Source organism: Rhodomicrobium vannielii ATCC 17100, assembly GCF_000166055.1.
Classification (GTDB): domain Bacteria; phylum Pseudomonadota; class Alphaproteobacteria; order Rhizobiales; family Rhodomicrobiaceae; genus Rhodomicrobium; species Rhodomicrobium vannielii.
The window spans coordinates 2,217,914-2,240,188 of sequence record NC_014664.1 but is presented as its reverse complement, the minus strand read 5'-3'; the positions used below and the strand labels follow the sequence as shown (position 1 = coordinate 2,240,188).

The following is a 22,275-nucleotide window of genomic DNA, read 5'->3' as shown; positions in this document are numbered from 1 at the left end:
TTGCAACGCCCGACCGTGCGCGCAGCTCGTAAGCCTCCGCTGAGGGCCGCCTTGCGGGGCGTGTAAGAGACAGGTCTTGTCTGTGACGCTTGTCGCGACAGGAGCTATGCCCGTGCCTATGTCTGGAGATACTTTTGCCCGCCGGTATTCCGTAGTTGCTGATACCCGGCGCCGCTGGAGCGAGGACGAGAAGCAGGCGATCATCGCCGAGGCTTTGCAGCCCGGCGTGAATGTGTCAGCGGTCGCCCGCAGGCATGGGATCAAGCCAAGCCTTCTGTTTCGTTGGCGGAAGCTGGCCAAGAACGACGAGAAGCCAGAGCCCGCACCGGCATTCCTGCCGGTCTCTCTGACGGCGCCAGGGAAGAGCCGCGACACGATCTACGATCACAGCGCCAGTGACGCGCCCGCCGCCGATAATCGCATCGAGATCGAGCTTTTGAACGGGCGGCGCGTGCGGGTTGGCCCCGGCGCCGACATGGGCGCGTTGAAGCGCATTCTCGATATTGCCGACGGGAGGAGACCATGATCCCGGTTCCGACCGGCGTGCGGGTGTGGCTGGCGACGGGTCACACCGATATGCGCAGGGGCTTCCCGTCGCTGTCCTTGCAGGTCCAGGAGGTTTTGCAGCGCGATCCTTTGAGCGGCCATCTGTTTTGCTTTCGCGGCCGCCGGGGCGATCTTCTGAAGGTGATCTGGCATGACGGCCAGGGCGCCTGCCTTTTTACGAAGCGTCTGGAGAAAGGCCGGTTCTTGTGGCCGAGCCCGGCTGACGGCGCGATCTCGATTTCGCCCGCGCAGCTTGGCTATCTGCTCTCCGGGATCGATTGGCGCAATCCGCAAAAAACCTGGAGACCGACTTCGGTTGGCTGACGGTTTGCCTTTGAAAACGTTGGCGAACCATGATTCTCTTGTCGGGTGACCACGCCGCTTGACGCTCTTCCTTCCGACCTTGCCGCCGCGCATGCGATGATCCTCGCCGAGCGCGCCGCCCGCCTTTCCGCCGAGGCCGTTGCGGCTCGCGCTCGCGCGGCGACATCCAGCACGGACGCGCTGATCGCTCATCTGAGGCTCGAGATCGAGAAGCTGCGGCGGGTGCTTTACGGTAGCCGCTCGGAGCACAAGGCGCGGCTCCTGGAGCAGATGGAGCTTCAGCTCGAAGAGCTGGAGACAGCCGCGGCCGAGGACGAGCTTCTCGCCGAGACAGCCACAGCCCGGACGCAAGGCACGCCATCCTCTACGCGCAAGCATCCATCGCGCAAGCCTTTCCCGGCGCATCTGCCGCGCGAGCGCGTGGTGCTCCCGGCGCCGACATGTTGTCCGTCTTGCGGCTCGACGAAGCTGTCGAAGCTCGGCGAGGACGTCACCGAGACGCTCGAGGTTGTTCCGCGCCGCTGGAAAGTCATCCAAACGGTGCGCGAGAAGTTCTCCTGCCGGTGCTGCGAGGCGATCGCGCAACCGCCGGCGCCCTTTCATGCAACGCCGCGCGGTTTTGCCGGGCCGGGCCTTTTGGCCATGATCTTGTTCGAGAAGTTCGGCCAGCACCAGCCTCTCAACCGGCAAAGCGAGCGGTATGCGCGCGAAGGCGTCGAACTTTCCGTCTCGACGCTGGCCGATCAGGTTGGGTCCTGCATGGCGGCGCTGCAACCGCTCCAGGCGCTGATCGAGGCCCATGTTCTTTCGGCCGAACGGTTGTTTGGCGACGACACGACGGTGCCGATCCTGGCGAAAGGCAAGACAGTCACCGGCCGCATCTGGACCTATGTCAGAGACGATCGCCCTTTTGGCGGGACCGCGCCGCCGGCCGCGCTTTACTACGCTTCGCGAGACCGAAGGCAGGAGCATCCCGAGAGCCATCTTCGAGACTTCGCCGGCATTTTGCAGGCCGACGCCTATAGCGGCTATAACGGGCTTTACGATCCGGCGCGCGAAAAAGGCGCCATCGTCTCGGCGCTGTGCTGGGCGCACGCCAGGCGCCAGTTCTTCGAACTGGCTGACATCGCCGCCAACGCGAAGCGCGGCAAACAGGCGCCGGCCATCTCCCCGATTGCGCTGGAAGCGGTCAAGCGCATCGACGCGCTGTTCGACATCGAGCGCTCCATCAACGGCCTTCCCGCCAGCGAGCGCCTGCGCGTGCGCCAGAAGCAAAGCGCGCCGCTTCTGGCCGATCTGAAAACCTCGCTTGGCGAGGAGCGCTCGCGATTGTCGCGCTCGGCTTCCGTCGCCAGGCCCATCGATTATCTGCTCAAGCGCTGGGATCGGTTCGCCGCTTTCCTTGGCGACGGCCGCATCTGCCTGAGCAACAACTCGGCCGAACGAGCGCTGAGAGGTTTTGCGCTCGGAAGAAAGTCGTGGCTCTTCGCCGGTTCAGATCGCGGCGCCGACCGGGCCGCCTTTATGATGACGATGATCATGACGGCCAAACTCAACGGCATCGATCCGATGGCTTGGCTGGCCGATGTGCTCGCCCGCATCGCAGGCCAGCCGCAAAGCCGACTCCATGAGCTGCTGCCCTGGGAATGGAAGCAGCCCGGCTTGCAACTGGCGGCGTAGTCATCAACCGCAAGCGCTCACGCTGCGGCCCTCACCGGATGCTTACCGCAGCTCGGCGTTCCGGATGCCTATCCGGCGACGCGCCTCGAAGAGCGCGGCCATTGCTGGGCGGTGATCTGTCAGGACCATCTCCGTAAAGCAGTCGGTGGTCTCAGGCATCGCGATCACCTTGGAAGGGCACCGAAATGCCAACAGACTCAAGGAGCGCTTCGCGCATGCGAGCGTCGATCAGGCCGATCAGCGTGGCCGCATCGCATCCGGCGGCGGCTGCGATCCCAGGCCCGAAGCGGTTCGCGAAGTTCAGCATCTGGTCGCGGTGTCCTCGGCCGAAAGCCTGGGCAGCACGGCGGACTTCATCGCGCGAGACGTAAGTGCCGCGCTCGCGCTCGAGAGCGAACTCAGCGCGCTTCGCGTTCGCCAGCACGAGGCGGATCTTCGCTCCGTTCAGATTGGGCGCGTCGTTATCGGTGCCGCCGCTGGACACATTGCCCTGCACCCACGCGAGCGCCTCGGCTATCGGCACGAGCTTGCCATCGGACGTGAGAGGCAAACCCTTCTTGATCAACTGCGAGACCCACGCCTTTGAACATCCGAGGCGACGCGCGAACGCGGCCTTGGTTTCCGTTTCGGTTGATGACATCGTGATCACCTCCCCCGTTAAGTGTGAAGCGTTTTTCGATTTATTGTCGCTAGCGAAGGCCCGCGCCGCCATGGTCCCCGCAAGCCGGTACCCGTCGGGAAGAACCTAGAGTTTGGTGGCGAAGCGACGGACGAGAGTGTGAGCCTACTCTCGCCCGCCTTGGACACCGCTGACGGTCAGCCAACGGAATTCATTCAACCGCGCAGCCTTCTACTGAGCACGTCAAAGCATTCGTCCAGTGTCCCAGAGGCGTCAGCGAGCCCGACACCCACCGCGTCTTCACCACGGAACACATCGGCCTTCGTGGCGCGTATGTCGGCCGGCCGCATCCCGCGGTAGCGTGCAACGGTCTTCACGAACTCATCGTAAAGCCAGTCAACATCGGCCTGAACGCGTGCCCTGGCCTCGTCGCCGAGCGGCTCGTGCGGGTTGCCCCACGTTTTTCGTTCGCCCGCAGAAATGAACGTCCAGCGCAATCCCGCCTTTTCGTCCGCTTGCGATTGGTCGAGGTGCGCGCAAATCACTCCGATGCTGCCGACCTCGCCGGTGCGAGCAACCCAAACCTTCTCGGCAGCGCATGCGATGGCATAAGCTGCGCTCGCGGCATTCTCGTTCGCATGCGCGTAGATCGGCTTGCCGGTCTGACGTTGGATTTTACGGATGAAGTCGGCCAGGTCGAACACGCCGCCGGCTTCGCCCCCGTAGCTGTCGATTTCGAGGATGACGCCGCGAATGTATGGATCGAGCATCAACTGAGTGATGTCGTCCGTGATTGTCTTGTAAGACGTGAGGCCGGATTCCGCTTCTATCCATGACAGGCGGCGCACGAGCGTGCCCATGATAGGCAGCACCGCAATATTGCCCTCGAGCCGTGGACCGCTCTGTGTGATCAGGCCGAGCGCTTCGATGTCGTCATCTGCAAGCCGAGTCCTCTTGGGTGCGGCCCCGCTTATGACGGGTGCGAGGCCGGTGAGGATTTGATCAAGCTTTGACTGCCGAATCAGGTGCGGCGTCCCAAATAGCTTGGAAACGAGGAAAGGCAAATCGCGCACGTTACACCTCGCCACGGATGGCACGCCGCCAGATGGCCGCGACTTGCTCGGCCGAGAGCTTCTTCTTCGTAGCTCTGGCTTCGGCCTTCTTCGCCTTCGCAAGCTCCTCATTGGTGTCTTTTTCCTCGGCCGGGCCGGTGCGCAACGCCTTCTTCCACATACCGAGGGCTTTGGTCGTCTTCGTCATTGCTTCCCCTTCAAAGCTTTTCGCCAAATGTCCACGCCGCGCGCCGTTTGGTGCGCGGTACGGCTTGTCTTGCTGCCCTGCTGTTGCGCGTCCGCCGCCTCCGCCATTGCTTCGAGAAGCTCGTCCATCTCGGTGGATGACATCGCGCGAATGCATGCATCCAGTTCCGCCGCTGGCGTTCCCGGCGAGGCTTGGTCGAAGTCGAACTCTTCCTCGTCCGCCGGAGGCTTTCGCATGGCCGCCTTGACCTTTCCTGCTGCCTTCTTTTCCAGATCGCGGAACGTCCCCGCCCTGATGGCAGCCTTCGCGGCTGTGAGAGTCAGGCCAGAGTGGCCGAAGCGCCGAGGTGCTTTCATCGGGGCATATCCGCATCAGGAAGGAGGAACACCGCCGCGCTCGCGTCCTCTCGCCGAGAGATTTCGATGCCAGCAGACGCGGCTTCGCGAATGACGGCTTCCTCCAGCATCTCAAGCCGTTCGATCTCGGCGTCTGCGTCGGCGAGGGCCTTTGCACGCTGCTCGGCGGTCAGTGGCTTGGCTTCCAACGGCATGCCTGTCGCTGCCTCGGCCATGAGTGCCGCCTTCAGCATCTCGCGCCCACCGAGATACGAGAGGGCGCCCAGGGGTTGCCTCGAGAACCCGAACTGCAGCGACTTCAAGAGCCGCTCGCTGTCGAAACCGGGAGCGGAAAGCCAGGACGAACTCCAGCCGCCGAAAAGGAAGGATGCTTCGGCCGAACTCAGCAGACCGTCGACGCGGCGTTCCACCTCGGCAACATCGACGGGTGCCGCCTCGATTTCAGCGCGGCGGACTTGTGCACCACGGATTTCCGAACGCAGCTTCGACACGTCTTCACGAATCCCGGCGGCTGCCGATTTCGTGCGGGCTAGCGTGGCCGCGAAGAATTTAGGAAGCGCCATGATCAGTCCTCCAACTCGGGCGGCAACTGGTCATGCTGGCGAGCATGATCGCGCGCCTTGTTGGCTAGAGTGCCGGACAACGTGCTCCGCTCCCTTAGGTCGTCATAGCGCTCATCGTCTGCCGCGATCTCCGCGATGAGTGCGTTAATCTCGGCTTGGATTTTTTCGGATGCATTGACGTCGGGCTTGCCGTCCGGGCCAATCGGACACGGGCCGGGGTTGAGCCGCGCGCGGAGCGAGTTGAGGGCCTGCCGCTTGCGGCGGATCTCTTGCATGGCAGCCTGGCAAGCGGCGCTGTCGGCCTTGGCTTGCGAGATGACTTCACGTAGGCGGTTCTGGTCTATTCGCATCGGTGTTCCTCTCATGGGAACAGCATGCCGAGGCGGGTGGGCAAAGTCTTAACTAGCTCTGCCCAGAGCCTTTTAGGTCGTCGCGGAGCGTGCGGTCGGAGGGGAACTCGCCGCCAGAAATGAACATCATGCGGTGCAGGGTAGCGCGTGGTTCCGTCGCGGGCGGATGAGCCGGGTGGTAACGCATGCGGCAGGCGTCAGCGATCATCCTCCTTACTGCTTCGCGAATGGATCCTTCCCGGTAGTGTCTCTGACGCAGCCAGGTCACCAGATATCGCCTCTCGCGGATCTTCTCAGCGCTGCTTTGGGGAAGTGACGTCGCCCATTCCGCCAGAAGCTTGTCAGCCAAAGCCAGCACGCGCTCTTCAGGATGTCCCATAAAATGCGGCGCGATCCGATGGCGAAGCAAAGCGCGGGTTGCGTCCACATCGGCAATGGAGACCGGCGGTGTCGGCGTGTTCTGCATTTCGTCCACCTCATCGAAGCGGGATTGCTACCTTGGGGGGTTTGAGGGGTAAGGGGGGTAAATCTGGTCGCTCTCTAGGAAATGTCAGCTTCATATATCTATCCATATAATTCTGACAATTTCTCGCGTGCAGTTGAAGAAACCCCCATTACCCCCCAAACCCCCCTTCACAGGGGTCTATCTGCGTGATTGACCAGACGGAGCCGTGCCGCTCGTCTGAGTGGGCGAGTCTGATTGCGCGACCAAAAGCAACGCTGTCCCTATGCCGACGCAGAAAGCCCGCAAATCGAACAGTGTTCAGGGAGCCATTGCGGTCGAGGTAACCGGCCAGAGCGGTGCGCAAATCGTCATCCGTGTGGACGAGGCGCTTCACCTCTTTCACCGTGAACGGAGTTGATGGAAGCGCGTCCATGATCTCGCGAAGCGTGACCTTCTCCGGGTCTTCGGCGCGCATCTCTTCAACATTTCCACGCGGATCCGGCATGTTGGTCCAGATAAGCGCGCTGCGAACGATGTCCGACCAATCCTCAAACGAACCCATTGGTGGCGCCCGGTTCGGCATACCGGCCATATGATAGGCCCGCAGCACGGTGAGTGCCGCAGCGACCATCTCCGCGCGCCTCTCGAGGGCACGGTCTATAGGGTTGAAAGGAAAAAGCCGCTCGTCTGGCGCCTCGCGCTTCGCGTCGAGACGGATCCTGATCGTGCGTCGCACGAGGTCGCCAACGATTGTGAGGTTGTTTCCTGTAGCGCAGATAAGCGCCGTCGACGGCACCTTTACGTTCTCCGAGCGCCCCAGAATGCGAACCTGAACCTCGCCTTGCGTGAGCAGTTGGCAGAGCTGATCGCTCGCGAGCGGATGAGAAATGTTATCGATAGCGATGACCGCATCGCCCTCAATGGCGGCCGCGCCGAGGCGCTTCTCCATCTCGATATCGTCACGCGTTGGCGTTATGACCGACGCGACTTTTCCAGTGGAAAGGACCGACGCAACGTCGACGGTAACGCTCTTTCCCGTACCGGCTGCTGGCGCCGTAACTGCGAACATAGGGGCATTACGCAACATAGGACGGATAACGGCCGTAAGAAGCAGCGCGAGCGCCGCCGACCGGTCAACGTCATCGACAAAGGGAAGGTGCTCAATGGGCTCGAGCAAGACGTCGAGCGCAGCGGCGGCATCTTTACGCGTCGGGTTTGAATCGACGTGATGCCATATGCGGTCGCTCAGAAATAGAAGGCCCGAGGCCACATCATATCCGGGCTCGCTCAGCACGGAGAAATCCGGCCTCAGCGTTGGAGCGCGCACCACAGCGCGGAGGTTTGGGGCCGCCCAGCCATATCCCTGCCTCCCTAAAAGCATGCGCGCAATTTCGGTGGGGCAGTCGATGGATACCCAGTCCTTCGCCCGCCCGTCGTATTTTTCGAAGTTTGCGTAACGAGTGAGCGTTTCGCATAGAGCAGCCTCGCCGAGTTCTCGCACCACAATCGCCCCGTCTGGACGATCAAGATTTCCCTCGCCACGCGGGCGGCTGGTCAGCGTGCGCTGCGCTCCTTCGTAGACGACAGCGCGCACTAGCCTACCTGATCTGGAAAAGATGCCGATGGCCGGATCGGCCAGCACCTGATTGGCAGCGTCAACTGCCTCGTGAATGGCGCCGCGTCGTACTTGAACGAGCGGTTTCGGCTTTCGCTCTTCCCCAAAGGACATTGAGAGGTTGTCGCCATCGAAAGGCATATCGTCCGTTTCCGACTGCTGAGCATCCTCAACCGGCGGATTGAGAACGGCATCTATGGCTGCCCGCACGCAACCCGCGCCGCGCTTCTGGTGGAGATCATCAAAGTCCGTAGCGTCGTCTTCGCCCTGCTCGAACTGCGGGATCACGAGTGGTGCGCCGATAGCGTCGGCGGCTTCGCGGGCATGGCGAACGCCTGGGTTGCCTTTCGTGAACCTGTCGTTGTCCGCCATGATGATAAAACGGGCCTCGGGGTACTTGGCCTTCAAGGCGATGGCGACCGGCGTCATATTGCCCGCGTCGAATGCCGCCACAGCACGCTCACCTGTCGCTTCATGGATGCGCGCGGCGGTCGCGTAGCCTTCGGCGATGTAGATCGGAGCGTCGGGCGCGGTGTGAAGCCCGACCGGATGGAAAGCCCCTTTTTTGGGGGTGCCTTTCAGGAATCGCTTGTCGCCGTTTGCGAAGATCCTTTGGACGCTGACGAGCGTCGCGTTGCCCTCGGTCGTGTGGAACATCGGCACGATCAGCGTGCCTGCGCTCACCGTCTGCTCGCCAATCTCAGGGTCGATCACGTAACGCACATCCTTCGTCAGCACGCGCGCGCCAGGGAAAGCAGGCAGCTTTTTCTTCGCGAGATAGGGGTGCCCCGCGGCAACTTTGAAGCCGGCGCTGCAGCTCCCCGACAGTAGAAGGGCCGCCGCCTTGGCCGCATTCGCGCTCAGCATGGCCTGATAGGTTTCGCGCTCGCGCCTTATCTCGGCAATTCGCTGCTGATACGCGGCCTTCTCGGCATCAGAAAGCTGTTTGAGGTCTTTCCCCGCGATCCACCTATCGCGGATGTCGTGTTTGTAGTCGCCGAATTCTCCGACCGGGCGCTCGTCTGCATGCAGGATATACCAGATGTCATATTTCCTGCGCCTTCCTTTGCCCGTCGAATCGGCCCGCTTCAGCTTCCCGTCAGCGATCGGATGGCCACCGCGGGCCGAGGCGCAGTCCATGTGCACGCCGCTCGCGCGCATCGCGGCGAGGAACGCTTCCTTGATGTCCGCTTCGTTCACCGTCGCCTCGCCTGCGCTCAGACGCTGGTGCGGCGGGCATTGATGAAACGCTCGAACTCGGACTCATCCCAAAAGCGGCGCCGACCGATAACAACCGGTCGAGGAAATTTAAGCTCGCTGGAGCGCAACCAGCGATGAAGCGTCATGTCGGATATCCCGAGGCGATCTTTGACATCTCGCGAGGTGAGAAACTTCTTAGATTTTGCAGTCATGCGAATCCCCATGCGTTCGGTTACGGGGAAACATTGGCAGCAAATCACATCGGGCGATTACATGTTATCGCAAGAGCAATGACTAGGCGTGAGCGACGTTGATATTTATTGACCTACCGAATACATGAAAGAGTTGATTTGAAATGCTTCGCTATGCGTCAGTGTCGTCTAGGCGGTCTTCTCCTCTGTGAAAAAATTTAGCGTTGCAACATGCTTCGCCCATATGGCGAGCGCGGCCTTCTTCTCCGCCAAGTAGGCGTGGCGATTGTAGATCCCCGCCACACCGGCTTTCGCGCCCGACACATGGTTCAGCACCGCTTCGATGACGTGAGGCTGCACGCCGAGGCCCGCCATGCCGGTGGCAGTCGTGCGACGCAGGTCGTGCCAGGTCCAACGGGGAAGCGGCAGCACCTTCTCGGGGTCTTCACCGCGTTCGGCGGCTTCCTTGCGCGCTATGGCGAGCATCGCCGCGTCGAGCCGCTCCTTGGCGTCCGAGAAGCCCATGACCGGCGTCTCTCCGGTGACTGTGAAGGCGAGGCCCTTCTCGCCAATGCGCGGCATCTCGGCCAGCATTCGTGCTGCATCTAAAGGCAGGGGAAGAAGCAGCGGGCGGCCGTTCTTCGTGCGCGCGCCAGGTATCTCCCAACGTGGATCGGCCGTGTTAAGCCCGGTGAATTCCGCCCATGGTGCGCATGCCACCTCGTTGCGGCGCGTCGCGGTATAGACCAGGAGCCGCACGAACTCGCGCCACGGTGTTTCAAGGGTCTGCGAGCCGCGCAACACGAGCCGAAGCTCCGCCTCACTCAGCACGCGGTCGCGCGACGATTTTGGCGCTGGCGCCTTGAGCTTGTCGAAGGGTGAATGCTCCAAACCAGGCAGGTCGCGTTCGAGCGCCCAGGAGAACAGCGCGCGCATCCATGCAAAGACGTGGTTCGCAGTTCGCCCATGGCCTTGCTCGATGATCGGGTCGGTGACCTTGAGAATGTCGCGCTTCGTGATCGTCTCGATGCGGCGTCCCTTCCAGGCGGGGATCACGTGCTTGCGCAGCAGCCGCTCGACCTCGTGGCCGCCCTTGAGCGTGCTGACGTGCCGGCGGATATAGTCTTCGGCGACGATCTCAAACAGGCTGTCTTTCCGTTCCTCTTCCGCCGCGATCCGAGCGGCCTTCTCGGTCTTCCTGTGCTCGGCCGGGTCGATCCCTTGGCGGACGAGCGCCATCGTCTGTCGCGCCTGCTCGCGAGCCGCAGCCAGCGTGATGTCGGACGCGGAACCAAGCGTCACCTTGCCGAGGCGCTTTCCGAGCCGATAGCGTACCACGAACGATTTTGCGCCGGATGGTTGCACGACGACGCCGAGGCCCGTTTCCATGTCGCTCACTTCGTAGCGCTTTTCCTTCGGCTTGAGCGCAGTGACTGAGAGAGAGGAGAGCTTGATTGCCATGGTGCTCCAGCTTGCTCGCCCGCTTCTGGGGTAATCACAGGGGTAATCAAAACGAATGGCGCGGCGCGGTTGACTTTGACATAACATGATGCGCAGTTGCGGAGCAATAGCTTGATATATAGGGATAATCGGCAATCAACAGCGAAACGCAAGAAGCCATGTGTAACGCTATTTTATCAGACTACGAATCTGGGGGTCGGGAGTTCGAATCTTCCCCGGTGCGCCATTCCCGAACAAAAGAGAGAACTGCGGGCGGAGTTTGTCCAGGCTCACCCGATGCGGCTCTGGCGAGGATCGCCTTTGAGCCGGTGATGCGGATTTCCTTATCCTTTACAAGCACTTCGCGCATGAGAAGCCGTGCATAGGCCTGGCGGAACTCGGGCGAGCCGCTCGTGAGCTTCTCCTTCAGGAGCTTTGCGAGGCGGTTGATCTTCGCCGGTGTCACGGCGGGTTCGCCTGTGGTCATGCGGTGCTGAAGGTCGGCGATCTCGGCGGCGCATTCGTCGCGCTGAAGCTTGAGGCCAAGAAGGCGCTCCTTCAGCGCCGGGTCTTCGGCTTCCATCGTGCCGGTCTCGACAAGTTGCAGGAGGCGCGTAAGGGCGGCCTTCGCATCGGCATGCTTCTGCCGGAGCTTCGTGATGTCTTTCTTTTCCTTCTCGGCGCGTTCGCTCGCGCTTCTGAGCCAGGTATCGAGGAGGTGACGAAGTCGGGCCGGATCGAGCACCTGCTCCAGAACCTCACCGATGACCATGTCGTCGAGCCGGTCCATGGGGATGCGGATACCCCGGCAGGAGAGCGGCCCTTCCTTTGTCTTCCGTGAGCAGCAGGAATAGCGATAGGCCCCGTTCTTGCCTGTGTTGAGGATCATGGCGGCGCCGCAATAGCCACAGCGCGCGACGCCAGCGAGAAGCGTCGGACCGTTCACCACGCGGGGCGGCGTGTATCGCGGGTTGCGGCTTTTCAGGAGCCCCTGCGCGGCGTTGAAGGTCGCCTCCTCGATGATGACGGGCGCGGCAAGCTCGATCCATTCGGACGGCGGGCGCGCCTTGCCGCCCCGGCTGTCGAAGCGATTGAAGAAGTACTGGCCGCGATAGGTTGTATTGGTCAGGATGTCGTAGATGCTGCCTGTCGAGAAGCGCTGGCCGCGCCGCGTGTTGCCGCGCTCGTTGAGCCGCGTCGCGATGGCCTTCACGCCCATGGGGTGACCGCGTTCGCCGAGCGCAAGACCGAAGATCTCGCGCACGGTGTGCGCCTAGGCTTCGTTGATGACGAGAACCTTCTTCTCGCGCGTGCCTCGAACCTCCTTCGCGACCACACTGTAGCCGAAGGGCGGCTTCGATCCGTTCCAGAAGCCCTGGCGTGCGTTCTCCAGCATGGCGCGATGCACATGCTTGGCGGTCTCCCCGACTGATACTCGTCGAAGATGTTCAGCATCTTGCGCGCGACCTCGGCATTGCCGCCTCGGCCCATATCCTGGGTGATGGAGACGAGATCGACGCCTGCCTTGCGAAGCGCGCGGAAGTAGAATTCCGAATGCATGGAATCCCGACTGAAGCGGGAGAGCGAGTGCACGATGACGAGGTCGAAGGGATGATCCGAGCGCTTCGCCTTGTAGATCAGCTCCTGAAACACGGGACGGTCATCGTCGAGCGCCGATGCACCGGGTTCACAGAACACCTCGACGACCTCATAGCCCTTCTGTTTGCACCAGGCCTCGCATCGATGAATCTGGTCGGGGATGGAGAGGTCAGCTTCGGCCTGCCGGACCGTCGAAACGCGTGCGTAGATTGCGGCCCTGCCACTCATCGATCACTCCCCGTCGTCGTCATTCAGGATGGCATTGATCTCGGACTGGAGAAAGGCGCGCAAGAGCCCGATCTCTTCTTTCGTCGCGCAAGCGTTCGGCATATCGGCAATGACGATCGTGTCGCCATGATGCCTCTCGCGCAAGGCAGGCACGCCGAGATCGGTCGGGGTATCTTCCCGGATCATGCTCTCCATCACCTTCTGATAGCGCGCGGATGCTTCCATGTTGGACGACAGATCATAGAAACGCGCCGACAGCGGCGAGGCGTGCCCCAGCACCGACTTGACGATGCCGACTTCGGCGGGCGCATGGATGGCGATGTCGGTTGTCGCGCTGTGGCGGAAGGCATGGAGCGACAGCGGCACGCCGAGCGTCTGGCGAAACACCTCGCGCAGCCGGCTTGATATGGTCGCGCCCTGAAGCGGTTCGCCGCGCCGCCCGAGCCACAGCCAGCCCTGGTCTTCCACGCTGCCGAGGAGGATCGGCCGAACCTTTTCGCAATAGAAGTCGAGCCGCGGTGTGAGCCAGGCCGGATACCAGCCTTCGAAGGGCTGGCCATTCTTCATGGCTTCGGGCGCAAGCGCGATGCGATAGCGATCCTCATCGCGCACCAGCGTGTGGCCGAGCCGAAGTCCGGCGCAGTTCTTCCGGCGGAGCGGCAGGCTGGTCTCGGCCAGGATCATCAGCCCGTCGCGGAAGAAAAGCGCTGCCTTGACAAGATCATCCTCCTCCAGCAGGGGGGACCCTCGCTCCATGAGCGCTTCGGCGACGGTGGCAAGATCGGTGGTCGGGCACATGCGATGGCTCAAAGGCTTGACGGGTGTCGCCTTGCGCTTCAACCGTCGCGACGCTTCGTAAATCCACTGCACATCGGCTGTCGGCGTGGTGACGCGCACCATGTCGGCGACGAGCTGGACCACGCCCGCAACGGATGACGTTGCGTGGCCCTGCGAATAGGCCTCGATGAAGGCGCGAATGGTCTCCGGGGTCGCGCGCGCCTCGGGCGTGGCGTTGGCGCGCATTCTGCCACAGCGTGCGATCGCGCTGCGGCCAGTCGTGCACCTTCAGCGAGGAGAAGGCCACTCGGAGATTACCCCGACATCACGCCGCCCTCCTCGTCTTCGTCATGGCCGCCTTGTCCTCTTCGATCATCCCTTCCAGGAGATGCTGCCAGCGGGTCTGCGCGGTCTTTGCTTCCGCGCCGGTATAAAAGGCTTCCGTCGTTCGCGTGGAGGCATGCCCGAGAAGCTTGGCGAGTCCCTGATACTCGCCCGGCATGGCGTCGAGCCACGCCATGCCTGCGTAATGGCGAAGAAGATGCGGGTTCACCTGAAGGCCGAGTTCGCGGGCCAGAAAGCCGGAATACTGTTTCGACAGGCTCACCTGCTCTTGGGCTTGCCGGTGCGGCTGCTCGGGAACACGGTGGCACCTCTGCCCTTCGCGATCAGCGGATGGAAGCGCGCGAGATAATCGACAAGGAAGGCGCTGGCCTCCTCGCTGAGGAGCGCATCGTAGGGCCTGCCGTTCTTCATCTCGGAGGGCTCAAAGGCGATGCGCCATAGACCGGGCTTGCCGCCCGCCGGGCGCGTGATGTGCCGGTCGAGGTCCATGGTCGAAAGGTTCGCGATGCGCAGCGGCACATGGAGCAGCAGCATGTGCATCGCCGCCATCTGCATCTCGAGCGCCTGTCCCACTGTCGGGTTTGCGACCTTGGCGTAGCGTCGCGCCACCTCGAGATGAAGCGTCCTGAACCGCCTGCCCGCTGCTGGCGTGCTGAGCGCGGCAAGCCGCGTGCGGTTCTTCTTCACCATTGAGGACTGCCTATTGCGCACCTTGTTTGCGAGCTTGCGAAGGATGGCGAGCGCCGCCTGCTGCGCGGTAAAGCGCGGATGATCGGGGGCGACCTCGATATGACGAAACGCGCTCAGCAACGCCTGCGCCATGGCGTGCAGCGTCGGGTGCGCCTCTTCGGCGGGCCGCCCCTCCCGAACCTGATCGACCGCGCGGCGGATGCGATCGGGCGTGAACAGCGCCTCGAGGTTCGGGAAGTCTTCCGGCGCGAAGCCTGCCTCGATCAGCCGTGACAGATAGCGGCGAACCGCACCCTCATAGTTCCGAAGCGTCGCCGGTCGAAGCGCATCGCGCTCATCGTCGAAATGAGGATGGGCAAGCGCGGACAGCCAGCCTGCAATGTCGTCCTGTAGCGCTTGCGGAAACTCGGCAAGCGAGCGGCTCGCCCAGCGAGGCGGGGCGGTGTTGGCCATCTTCGGAAAAGCCGACCCCGGTCTTGCCACGACCTTGTTCCAGCAGCACCGCGCCTCGTGCCAGCGCTCGCGGACATTGCGCTGGATGCTCTGGGTTTCGAGATAGACGAGGAATGCTGCGAAGGTCTCCACGCTGACTGTGCCAGGCGCGATCGCTTGCGACGAGCACCAGCCCGCAAACCGCCTCAGCCGCTTCACGGCGTCCTCGGTCGGAAGCGCGCTCAGAAAGCTCTGCCATTCGGGGATGAGCCCGCTGCGGCGATGGCGTCTGGCAACATCGATCCCGGCAAGCTGAAAGGACCGCGTCACCCGGCTCAGGATGTTCCGCCACGTCTCTTCGCTGATCCCGGCGAGTTGCCATGAGGCACGCGCCCGAAGGCAGCGGATCGCCATCGGATCGGCCGCCACCTGCCCCGGCTCGACGCCCGCGATCTGGCAGAAACGCTTGATGGCCGACGCAAGTTCTCGTCGCGTCTGGACCGGAAGATCGTCCCTCCCCATCATGACAGCACGAAGCTGATCGAGGTTCAGGATCTGATGGCGGACAATGGTCATGGTGACCCTCCGGTGTTGACCGATTATGACTGGTGAAGACCCGGTGAGAATGGACTCCCTGATTGTGAGATATACACCATAATTTCCGATCTGTTATTTGGGGGCGCCCTGTCACTACTTGGCGAGCGGAGGCAAAAATGGCTGGACAGACAGGCCGCGTCTCACGTCCGGCGTGTCGCCTCGTAGATCGCCACGCTCTCGGCCGCGATGCGGATCGACTTGCCGAAGCGATGCGCCTGAAGGTCACCAACCTCGATCTCGCGCCTCACATGCCGGGCCGACATGCCCCAGCGCGCCGCCAGTTCATCCACCGTGTAAAACGGCTTGAACCTCGGAGACTTCTCTTCGCTCGTCGACTGCGCCATCGCATCCTCCGCATCAGGGGAAGTTCACGATCTGCCTCAACGCCGCGCTCCCCTCAGGAATCAGAATCCCAAATGGACTCAGGGTCCAGCCCCATAAACTCGGGACGCGAGCCACCACCACCCGCGCGCCCATACCCGGGTAGACGCGAGCGATAGATCCATACAGGGAGCGAGCGAGACGAAGGCCGACAGCAGACCATCGCGCCCATTTTGCGGAGTGCCGCTTTTTGGGAATAAGCTGTCGTTCATGCCCTGCACCAGCCGGGCGCTTGTAACGCTCCCATTCGGCATGCGTCTGCGCACGCTTCCGGACACACGAGCGCCATCGTGACTTCGTTTCGTTGCTTCCAACGTCCGGAACTGAAGCCGGACATCGGTTTACGGCTCAATCTCCTCTTTTACCATGCGATATTCCATAGCTAGCCGCCACGATTGCAGCGGCGATGCCCGAGGCAGCCCACGCGGATCGCCATCCCGCGCGCCGCATTCCGGCTCGGTCGAAAGCTGCATCGAACAGGCTGCATTATGCGGGAATCGCCCGAGCCAAATGAAGGCGCCGATCGTGTATCAAGGGCACGCGGCATGACGCCTTTACCGGCTTCCGGAGGAAGCGAGATGCGGACCGGTGTTGGCATCAACGACCTCCGGTTTCGACGCGTCGACCGCCCCATTCCATCCACCGCCGAGCGCCTTGTTCAAAGCGATGTAATCGGTCGCGATCAAAACGCGGCTCTGGATGAGCGCGTCCTCCGCCGAAAAGGCCGACCGCTCGGCCGTGAGCACGTCCAGGAAGCCCGCCGCGCCGGACTGATAAAGCGACCGCGAGAGCGATGACGCCTGCCGGTAGGAAGACGCAGAGAGGTCGAGCGATTGCGTCCGCCGCTTCTCCTTCGCCAGCGAAACGAGCGCGTTTTCCACGTCTCCGAGGGCGTTGAGCACGGCCGATTTATAGGCGATGAAGTACTGGTCCCGCTGGGCCTCGGCGACGGCAACCGCCGCTTCCAGTTGTCCGGCGTTGAAGATCGGCACCGTGAGCGTCGGCCCGAACGACCAGCCGATGGAAGAACTTTTCCCGAGATCGCCGGTTTTCGCGGCGGATGTCGAGATGCTGCCCGTCAGTGAGGCGCTCGGATAGCGGGCCGCCTCGGCCTGCCCGACCTTGGCCGTGTACTGCGCATATTGTCGTTCCGCAAGCCGGACATCGGGGCGGTTGAGCAGCACGTCCGCCGGGATGCCAGCCGGGACGGTAAGCCGTGGCGCAGGGATCGGGCGGACAACAGCGAGTCGTTCGTTGAGGGCCGCGGGCGGCTTGCCGAGCAGGATCGAAAGGCTGTGAACCACTTCGGCATAGGACGTCTCAAACGTCGGGATGGTCGCCCGCGTGCTCGCGGCCTGCCCGGTCGCATTCGCAACATCGACGGCGGATGTCGAGCCCGCCGCGAATTTGTTGCGCGTGATCTGCGCGGTTTCTTCCTGCGAGGTGGCGGTCCGGCGGGCAAGTGCGATGCGTGCCTGATAGCCGCGCGCCTGGACGTAGTAGGACGCCACATCCCCGACCAGCGTCAGAAGCGTGGCTTGCAGGTTTTCTTCAGCCGCATCGACACCGTAGGCCGCCGCCTCGACGGCGCGGCGGTTGGCTCCGAACAAGTCGAGTTCCCAACTGGCGTCGAACCCGGCCTGATAGAGCGAGCCCACGGCGGGCGACGACGTTCCGCTGGAAGCGACCGACGTCTGGGACCGGGTTGCCGATTCCGAATTCGTGAGTGTCGGAAACAGCGAGCCGAACGTCTGACGGTAGGTCGCTCGCGCCTCACGGATCTTGGCTTTCGCCGTCGCGACATCGAGGTTCCCCGCCACCGCTTCCTCCATAAGCGCGTCGAGTATTCTATCGTTAAATCGCGTCCACCAGCGGGAAAGCCGCGGAGCCTTCCGGTCGCTGGCGTTCGCCCAGTGAGATGGCGTCAGCGGTGCCGAAAACTGGTAGTCCGGCCCGACCGCACAGGCTCCCAACGTCGATACGAGCAGCAAGACCGCGCCTGTTCCGATGCCGCGCCGCTTTTTGCCGGAACGTCGCGCGGCTGCCCTTGCCGCGCGGATCGATGCGAAGGAGGCGTGCCCCGTAAGCCTCATGATCAAGTCGTCTCCCTGACTATCGGCGCGGTCGGGGCGTTGCCTTCGGCGCTGTTCGGCGCCTTTTCCCCGAAGATGCGGCGAACGGTTATGAAGAGGAGCGGCACGAAAAAAATGCCGAGAAGGGTGGCCGCGATCATGCCGCCCATCACGCCGACGCCGATGGCGTTCTGCGCGCCGGAGCCGGCTCCGCTTGCGACAGCCAGCGGCGCGACGCCCAGAATGAAGGCTAAGGACGTCATCAGGATCGGACGCAGCCTTTGCCCCGCGGCTTCGAGCGTTGCCTCAACGAGCCCCTTGCCCGCCGTCTGCCGCTCGATGGCGAACTCGACAATGAGAATCGCGTTTTTCGCGGCAAGGCCGATGGTCGTGAGCAGCCCGACCTTGAAATACACGTCGTTCGTCTGCCCGAAGAGAAGCGCCGCCAGCACCGCGCCGAGCACGCCGATCGGCACCGACAGCATGACGGCAAGCGGCGTCGACCAACTTTCGTAAAGCGCGACGAGGCACAGGAAGACGACCAGCACGGAAATGGCATAGAGCGCCGTCGCCTGATTGCCGGAAAGCCGCTCCTGATACGAAAGGCCCGTCCATTCATGCTCGAAGCCGGAAGGCAGTTGCGCCATGAGCGCGTCGACCGTTTCCATGGCGGTGCCGGAGCTTGTGCCGGGCGCGGCCTGCCCCTGAATTTCGACCGCCGATGAACCGTTGTAGCGTTCGAGGCGCGGTGAGCCGTAGGTCCAGTGGCTCGACGAGAAGGACGAGAACGGCACCATCGTCCCTGCGGAATTACGCACCTGCCATTTCCAAAGGTCCTCCGGCTGCATGCGGAAGGCCGCATCGGACTGGAGATAGACGCGCTTGACGCGGTCGCGGTCGATGAAATCGTTGACGTAGTTGCTGCCCCAGGCGGTCGAAAGCGTGGTGTTGATGTCGCCGAGACCCACGCCCTGCGCGCTCGCCTTTTCCTGATCGATGTCGATGGAGAACTGCGGCGTATCCTCCTGACCGTTGGGCCGGGTGTTCGCAAGCGTCGGGTTCTGCGCGGCGGCGGCTAGAAGCTTGTTGCGCGCCTCGATCAACTTGGCGCGCCCCGCGCCCGAAACGTCCTTGAGATAAAAATCGAAGCCGTTCGTCATGCCCATGCCCTGAATGGCGGGCGGGGCGAGCGCGAACACGCGCGCGTCCTTGATCCGTGAGAACACCATCATCGCCCGGCCTGCGACGGCGGCGGCCGAAAGCTCTTTCGTTTTGCGCTTCTCGAAATCCTTGAGCCGGACGAAGGCGATGCCGACATTTTGCCCCTCGCCGCCGAAACCGAAGCCGACGACGCTCATCACACCTTCTACGGCGTCCTTTTCCGCGTTGAGGTAGTGGTCGGTGACATCTTTCAGGACGCGTTCCGTCCGATCCTGCGTCGCGCCGACCGGGAGTTGCACGCTGGTGAGGAGGATGCCCTGATCCTCCATCGGTAGGAACGAGCCCGGCAGCCGCGTGAACAGGAAGCCCATGACGAGGATCATGGCTCCGAAAACGAACAGAAAACGCCGTCCTCGCCGGACTACGCCAGCCGCTCCGCTCCGGTAAGCGGTCGCGCTCCTGTTGAAGGCGATGTTGAACCATCCGAACGGACCGCGTGACGTCTGGGCGCCGGTCGTCGGTCGGAGGATTGTGGCACAAAGAGCCGGAGTGAGGATCAGCGCCACCAGAACGGACAGGATCATCGCCGAAACGATGGTCACCGCGAACTGCCGGTAGATCACGCCGACCGACCCGCCGAAGAACGCCATCGGCACGAACACGGCGGACAAAACGGTTGCGATGCCGATCAGCGCGCCCGTGATTTCCTGCATGGATTTCCGGGTCGCCTCCTTCGGCGGCAACCCTTCCTCTCGCATCACGCGCTCGACATTCTCCACGACGACGATGGCGTCGTCCACGAGAAGGCCGATGGCGAGCACCATGGCGAACATGGTCAGCGTGTTGATCGAATAGCCGAAGACGCCGAGAACCCCGAACGTGCCGAGTAGAACCACCGGCACGGCGAGCGTCGGGATCAGCGTCGCGCGGATGTTCTGAAGGAACACCAGCATGACGACAAAGACGAGAACGATCGCTTCGGCCAGCGTCTTGACGACTTCCTGGATCGAGATCCGTACGAACGGGGTGGTGTCGTAAGGATACACGACCTTCACGCCTTGCGGAAACGAGGGGGACAGCCGTTCGATGCTCTGCTCGACGGCTTCCGCCGTGCTGATGGCGTTTGCTCCCGTTGCGAGGTTGACCGCGAGCCCAGCCGCGGGCATGCCGTTGTAGCGCGAACTCGTCGTGTAGCTTTCCGCGCCAAGTTCGACATGGGCGACATCGTTAAGCCGCACAAGCGATCCCGACGAATCGCTTTTCAGGATGATGTTGCGGAACTGCTCGGGCGTTTGCAGGCGGCTCCGCATCGTGACGGTGGCGTTGAGCTGCTGGCCCGTACGCGCCGGGATCGCGCCGAGCTGCCCCGCCGAAACCTGCGCGTTCTGCGCCTCGATAGCTGCGGCGATGTCGCCCGGCATCAGCGCATATTTGGCGAGCTTGTCCGGGTCGAGCCAGATGCGCATGGCGTAGTTCGAGCCGAACAATTGCGTCGCGCCGACGCCCGGAACACGTTTCAGCGTGTCGTTCAGCGTGCTGTAGACGAAGTCCGCCAGATCTGTGGCGTTCATCTTGCCGTCAGTCGAAACGAAGCCGATGACCATAAGGAAGGCGTCGGACGACTTCGTGACGGCAATACCGGTGTTCTGCACGATCTGCGGCAGCTTCGATGTGACGAGTTGCAGCTTGTTCTGCACCTGCATCTGCGCCACGTCGGGATCGGCCGCGGCAGTAAAGGTCAGCGCTATGGAAGCCGAGCCGCTCGAAGTTGACGTCGCGGTCATGTAGTCGAGATTATCGATCCCTGTCATGCCCTGTTCGATCACCTTGGTGACCGAATTCTCGACGGTCTGGGCGTCCGCGCCGGGATAGTTGGCGGTGATCCTGACCGATGTCGGCGCGATTTGGGGATATTGGGAAATCGGAAGCGAGTTCAGCGCCAAAAGGCCGCCAAGGCTGATGACGATTGCGATGACCCACGCGAAATTGGGGCGGTTGATGAAAAAGCCGGACATGATCGCCTCAGTTCTTCACGGAGGAGATAGACTCGCCGATCTCATCGGCGCGGGCGAACTTCTGCTCTCCCGGCAAGGCCCCCTGCTTTCTTTCCCGCACCTCGCCCGTCGTCTCGTCGATGACGACTTCGGCAGCATCCACGTCCTGCCCGAGCCGCACGAGCTGCGAGCCTTCGACGAGGATGCGGTCGCCGTCCGAAACGCCCGAGGTGGCAAGCCAGTTGTTGCCGACGCTCTGCCCAATCGTCAGTACGCGTTCGTCGACCTTGGCCTCGCGATTGACGAACAGCGCAGTCGGTTCGCCCTTCGTATTGCGGGACACGGCCCGCTGCGGCACCAGAAAGCTGTTCGGCGCGACGCCTTCCTCGACGAGCGCGCGCACATACATGCCCGGCATGAGAATGCGGTCGGGATTGGGGAACTCGGCCCGCACCGTGAACGTGCCCGTGGTTTCGCTCACGGCGGATTCCGCGAATGCCAGCTTTCCGTTGAGCGGGTAGATCGTGCCGTTTTCGAGCTTCAGGCGCACATTCACATTCGTGCCGGCGATCTTGATGCGGCCTGCGTCGATGGCTTGCCGGAGATTGAGCAGGTTTGTGCTCGACTGCGTGACATCGACATAAACCGGGTCGAGCTTGCGGATGGTGGTAAGGACCGTCGTCTGGCTCGCGGTGACGAGAGCGCCCGGCGTCAGCGACGACTTGTTGGTGCGGCCGCTGATCGGTGCGCGGATCGTCGTGTAAGCAAGATTGATCTTCGCGGTGTCGAGCGACGCCTTCGCGGACGCCACTTCGGCCTTCGCCTGAGCAACCGTGGCGATGGCGTCGTCGTAATCCTGCTTGCTGACGGCGTTCTGCGTGACGAGGTTTTTATATCGGTCGACCTTCGCCTGTGCGCTCGGCACAGCCGCCTCGGCCTTCTGCAAGGCGGCGACGGCGCTGTCATGGGTCGCCTGATAGGGTGCGGGATCGATCTGATAGAGGGCATCGCCCTCATTGACCTCGCTCCCTTCCTGGAACAGGCGCTTCTGAATGATGCCGCCGACCTGTGGGCGCACCTCGGCGACGAGGGAAGCCGCCGTGCGTCCCGGAAGCTCGGCCGTGATGGACACCGACTGCGGGCGCAGGGTCACCACGCTGACCTGCGGTTTGACCATCGGGCCCTTTGGCGGCCATCCGCCTCCTCCGCCCTCCTGGTTATTACATGCGGACAGCAGGCCCGCGACGATGAGCCCTGTCGCGAGCTTCAGGCGGCGGATACGGTCCCGGCGAGGATGAAAAAGGGATGCGTCGATGTAGGACAGGAAGCGATTGGTCACGAGGCTGACTCGTTCTATTATTACGATACGATGTCGTACCTATATTTTTATGAGAGCTTTGATGTCAACCG

The 22,275-nt window shown here is 62.7% G+C and carries 22 protein-coding genes; 3 read left to right on the top strand and 19 right to left on the bottom strand.

The window, feature by feature from the left end; translation table 11 throughout:
* Nucleotides 1–118: 118 nt before the first annotated feature.
* The 3 genes from tnpA (at nt 119) to tnpC (ending at nt 2,550) form a co-directional block, all read left to right on the top strand.
* The gene (tnpA, locus tag RVAN_RS21015) at nt 119–526 is read left to right on the top strand and encodes an IS66-like element accessory protein TnpA (RefSeq protein WP_041787200.1); all 408 of its coding nucleotides are present in this window, start codon (nt 119–121) and stop codon (nt 524–526) included.
* Complete coding sequence (tnpB, locus tag RVAN_RS10305) at nt 523–870, top strand: IS66 family insertion sequence element accessory protein TnpB (protein ID WP_013419097.1); 348 nt, start codon at nt 523–525, stop codon at nt 868–870. The genes tnpA and tnpB overlap by 4 nt, the downstream gene beginning before the upstream one ends.
* 96 nt (nt 871–966) lie before the next feature.
* Entirely contained in the window at nt 967–2,550 is a 1,584-nt protein-coding gene (gene tnpC, locus RVAN_RS10300) for an IS66 family transposase (protein ID WP_013418084.1), read from the top strand.
* A 151-nt stretch (nt 2,551–2,701) separates the two neighbouring features.
* Here the strand turns inward: tnpC and RVAN_RS19005 are convergent, their stop codons facing one another.
* From RVAN_RS19005 to RVAN_RS10210, 19 genes are all read right to left on the bottom strand, one after another.
* Nucleotides 2,702–3,190: a hypothetical protein gene (locus tag RVAN_RS19005; protein WP_013419663.1), complete on the bottom strand. Its 489-nt coding sequence runs from the start codon at nt 3,188–3,190 to the stop codon at nt 2,702–2,704.
* Between the two features lie 194 nt (nt 3,191–3,384).
* Entirely contained in the window at nt 3,385–4,242 is an 858-nt protein-coding gene (locus RVAN_RS10290) for a S49 family peptidase (protein ID WP_013419662.1), read from the bottom strand.
* A 1-nt stretch (nt 4,243) separates the two neighbouring features.
* On the bottom strand, nt 4,244–4,429 hold the full coding sequence (locus tag RVAN_RS20500) for a hypothetical protein (protein WP_013419661.1): 186 nt from the start codon (nt 4,427–4,429) through the stop codon (nt 4,244–4,246).
* Complete coding sequence (locus RVAN_RS10280) at nt 4,426–4,785, bottom strand: hypothetical protein (protein ID WP_013419660.1); 360 nt, start codon at nt 4,783–4,785, stop codon at nt 4,426–4,428. The genes RVAN_RS20500 and RVAN_RS10280 overlap by 4 nt, the downstream gene beginning before the upstream one ends.
* Complete coding sequence (locus RVAN_RS10275) at nt 4,782–5,348, bottom strand: hypothetical protein (protein ID WP_013419659.1); 567 nt, start codon at nt 5,346–5,348, stop codon at nt 4,782–4,784. Before RVAN_RS10275 ends, RVAN_RS10280 begins: the two co-directional genes overlap by 4 nt.
* Nucleotides 5,349–5,350: 2 nt before the next feature.
* On the bottom strand, nt 5,351–5,713 hold the full coding sequence (locus RVAN_RS10270; protein ID WP_041787460.1) for a hypothetical protein: 363 nt from the start codon (nt 5,711–5,713) through the stop codon (nt 5,351–5,353).
* Between the two features lie 37 nt (nt 5,714–5,750).
* Nucleotides 5,751–6,164, bottom strand: a complete 414-nt coding sequence (locus tag RVAN_RS10265) for a hypothetical protein (protein ID WP_013419657.1) — start codon at nt 6,162–6,164, stop codon at nt 5,751–5,753.
* Nucleotides 6,165–6,312: 148 nt separating this feature from the next.
* Entirely contained in the window at nt 6,313–8,958 is a 2,646-nt protein-coding gene (locus RVAN_RS19000; protein ID WP_013419656.1) for a toprim domain-containing protein, read from the bottom strand.
* 17 nt (nt 8,959–8,975) lie between these two features.
* Nucleotides 8,976–9,170, bottom strand: a complete 195-nt coding sequence (locus RVAN_RS10255) for a helix-turn-helix transcriptional regulator (protein WP_155942418.1) — start codon at nt 9,168–9,170, stop codon at nt 8,976–8,978.
* Between the two features lie 168 nt (nt 9,171–9,338).
* The gene (locus tag RVAN_RS10250) at nt 9,339–10,610 is read right to left on the bottom strand and encodes a tyrosine-type recombinase/integrase (RefSeq protein ID WP_013419654.1); all 1,272 of its coding nucleotides are present in this window, start codon (nt 10,608–10,610) and stop codon (nt 9,339–9,341) included.
* Nucleotides 10,611–10,791: 181 nt separating this feature from the next.
* Nucleotides 10,792–11,853, bottom strand: a complete 1,062-nt coding sequence (locus RVAN_RS10245; RefSeq protein WP_049779347.1) for a recombinase family protein — start codon at nt 11,851–11,853, stop codon at nt 10,792–10,794.
* Nucleotides 11,799–12,416 (bottom strand): recombinase family protein, encoded by a 618-nt coding sequence (locus RVAN_RS19665; protein WP_041787768.1) that lies wholly within the window; start codon nt 12,414–12,416, stop codon nt 11,799–11,801. The genes RVAN_RS10245 and RVAN_RS19665 overlap by 55 nt, the downstream gene beginning before the upstream one ends.
* Nucleotides 12,417–12,419: 3 nt before the next feature.
* On the bottom strand, nt 12,420–13,439 hold the full coding sequence (locus RVAN_RS10240; protein ID WP_041787459.1) for a tyrosine-type recombinase/integrase: 1,020 nt from the start codon (nt 13,437–13,439) through the stop codon (nt 12,420–12,422).
* A gap of 79 nt (nt 13,440–13,518) precedes the next feature.
* On the bottom strand, nt 13,519–13,800 hold the full coding sequence (locus RVAN_RS10235) for a site-specific integrase (RefSeq protein ID WP_041787458.1): 282 nt from the start codon (nt 13,798–13,800) through the stop codon (nt 13,519–13,521).
* Nucleotides 13,797–15,236 (bottom strand): hypothetical protein, encoded by a 1,440-nt coding sequence (locus RVAN_RS10230; protein WP_041787457.1) that lies wholly within the window; start codon nt 15,234–15,236, stop codon nt 13,797–13,799. The genes RVAN_RS10235 and RVAN_RS10230 overlap by 4 nt, the downstream gene beginning before the upstream one ends.
* Before the next feature lie 161 nt (nt 15,237–15,397).
* On the bottom strand, nt 15,398–15,601 hold the full coding sequence (locus RVAN_RS10225; protein ID WP_013419653.1) for a helix-turn-helix domain-containing protein: 204 nt from the start codon (nt 15,599–15,601) through the stop codon (nt 15,398–15,400).
* A gap of 591 nt (nt 15,602–16,192) precedes the next feature.
* Complete coding sequence (locus RVAN_RS10220) at nt 16,193–17,731, bottom strand: efflux transporter outer membrane subunit (protein ID WP_013419652.1); 1,539 nt, start codon at nt 17,729–17,731, stop codon at nt 16,193–16,195.
* Between the two features lie 2 nt (nt 17,732–17,733).
* The gene (locus tag RVAN_RS10215; RefSeq protein ID WP_013419651.1) at nt 17,734–20,886 is read right to left on the bottom strand and encodes an efflux RND transporter permease subunit; all 3,153 of its coding nucleotides are present in this window, start codon (nt 20,884–20,886) and stop codon (nt 17,734–17,736) included.
* A 7-nt stretch (nt 20,887–20,893) separates the two neighbouring features.
* A complete protein-coding gene (locus RVAN_RS10210; protein WP_013419650.1) occupies nt 20,894–22,204 on the bottom strand; it encodes an efflux RND transporter periplasmic adaptor subunit in 1,311 nt (436 codons plus the stop codon).
* Nucleotides 22,205–22,275 lie beyond the last annotated feature (71 nt).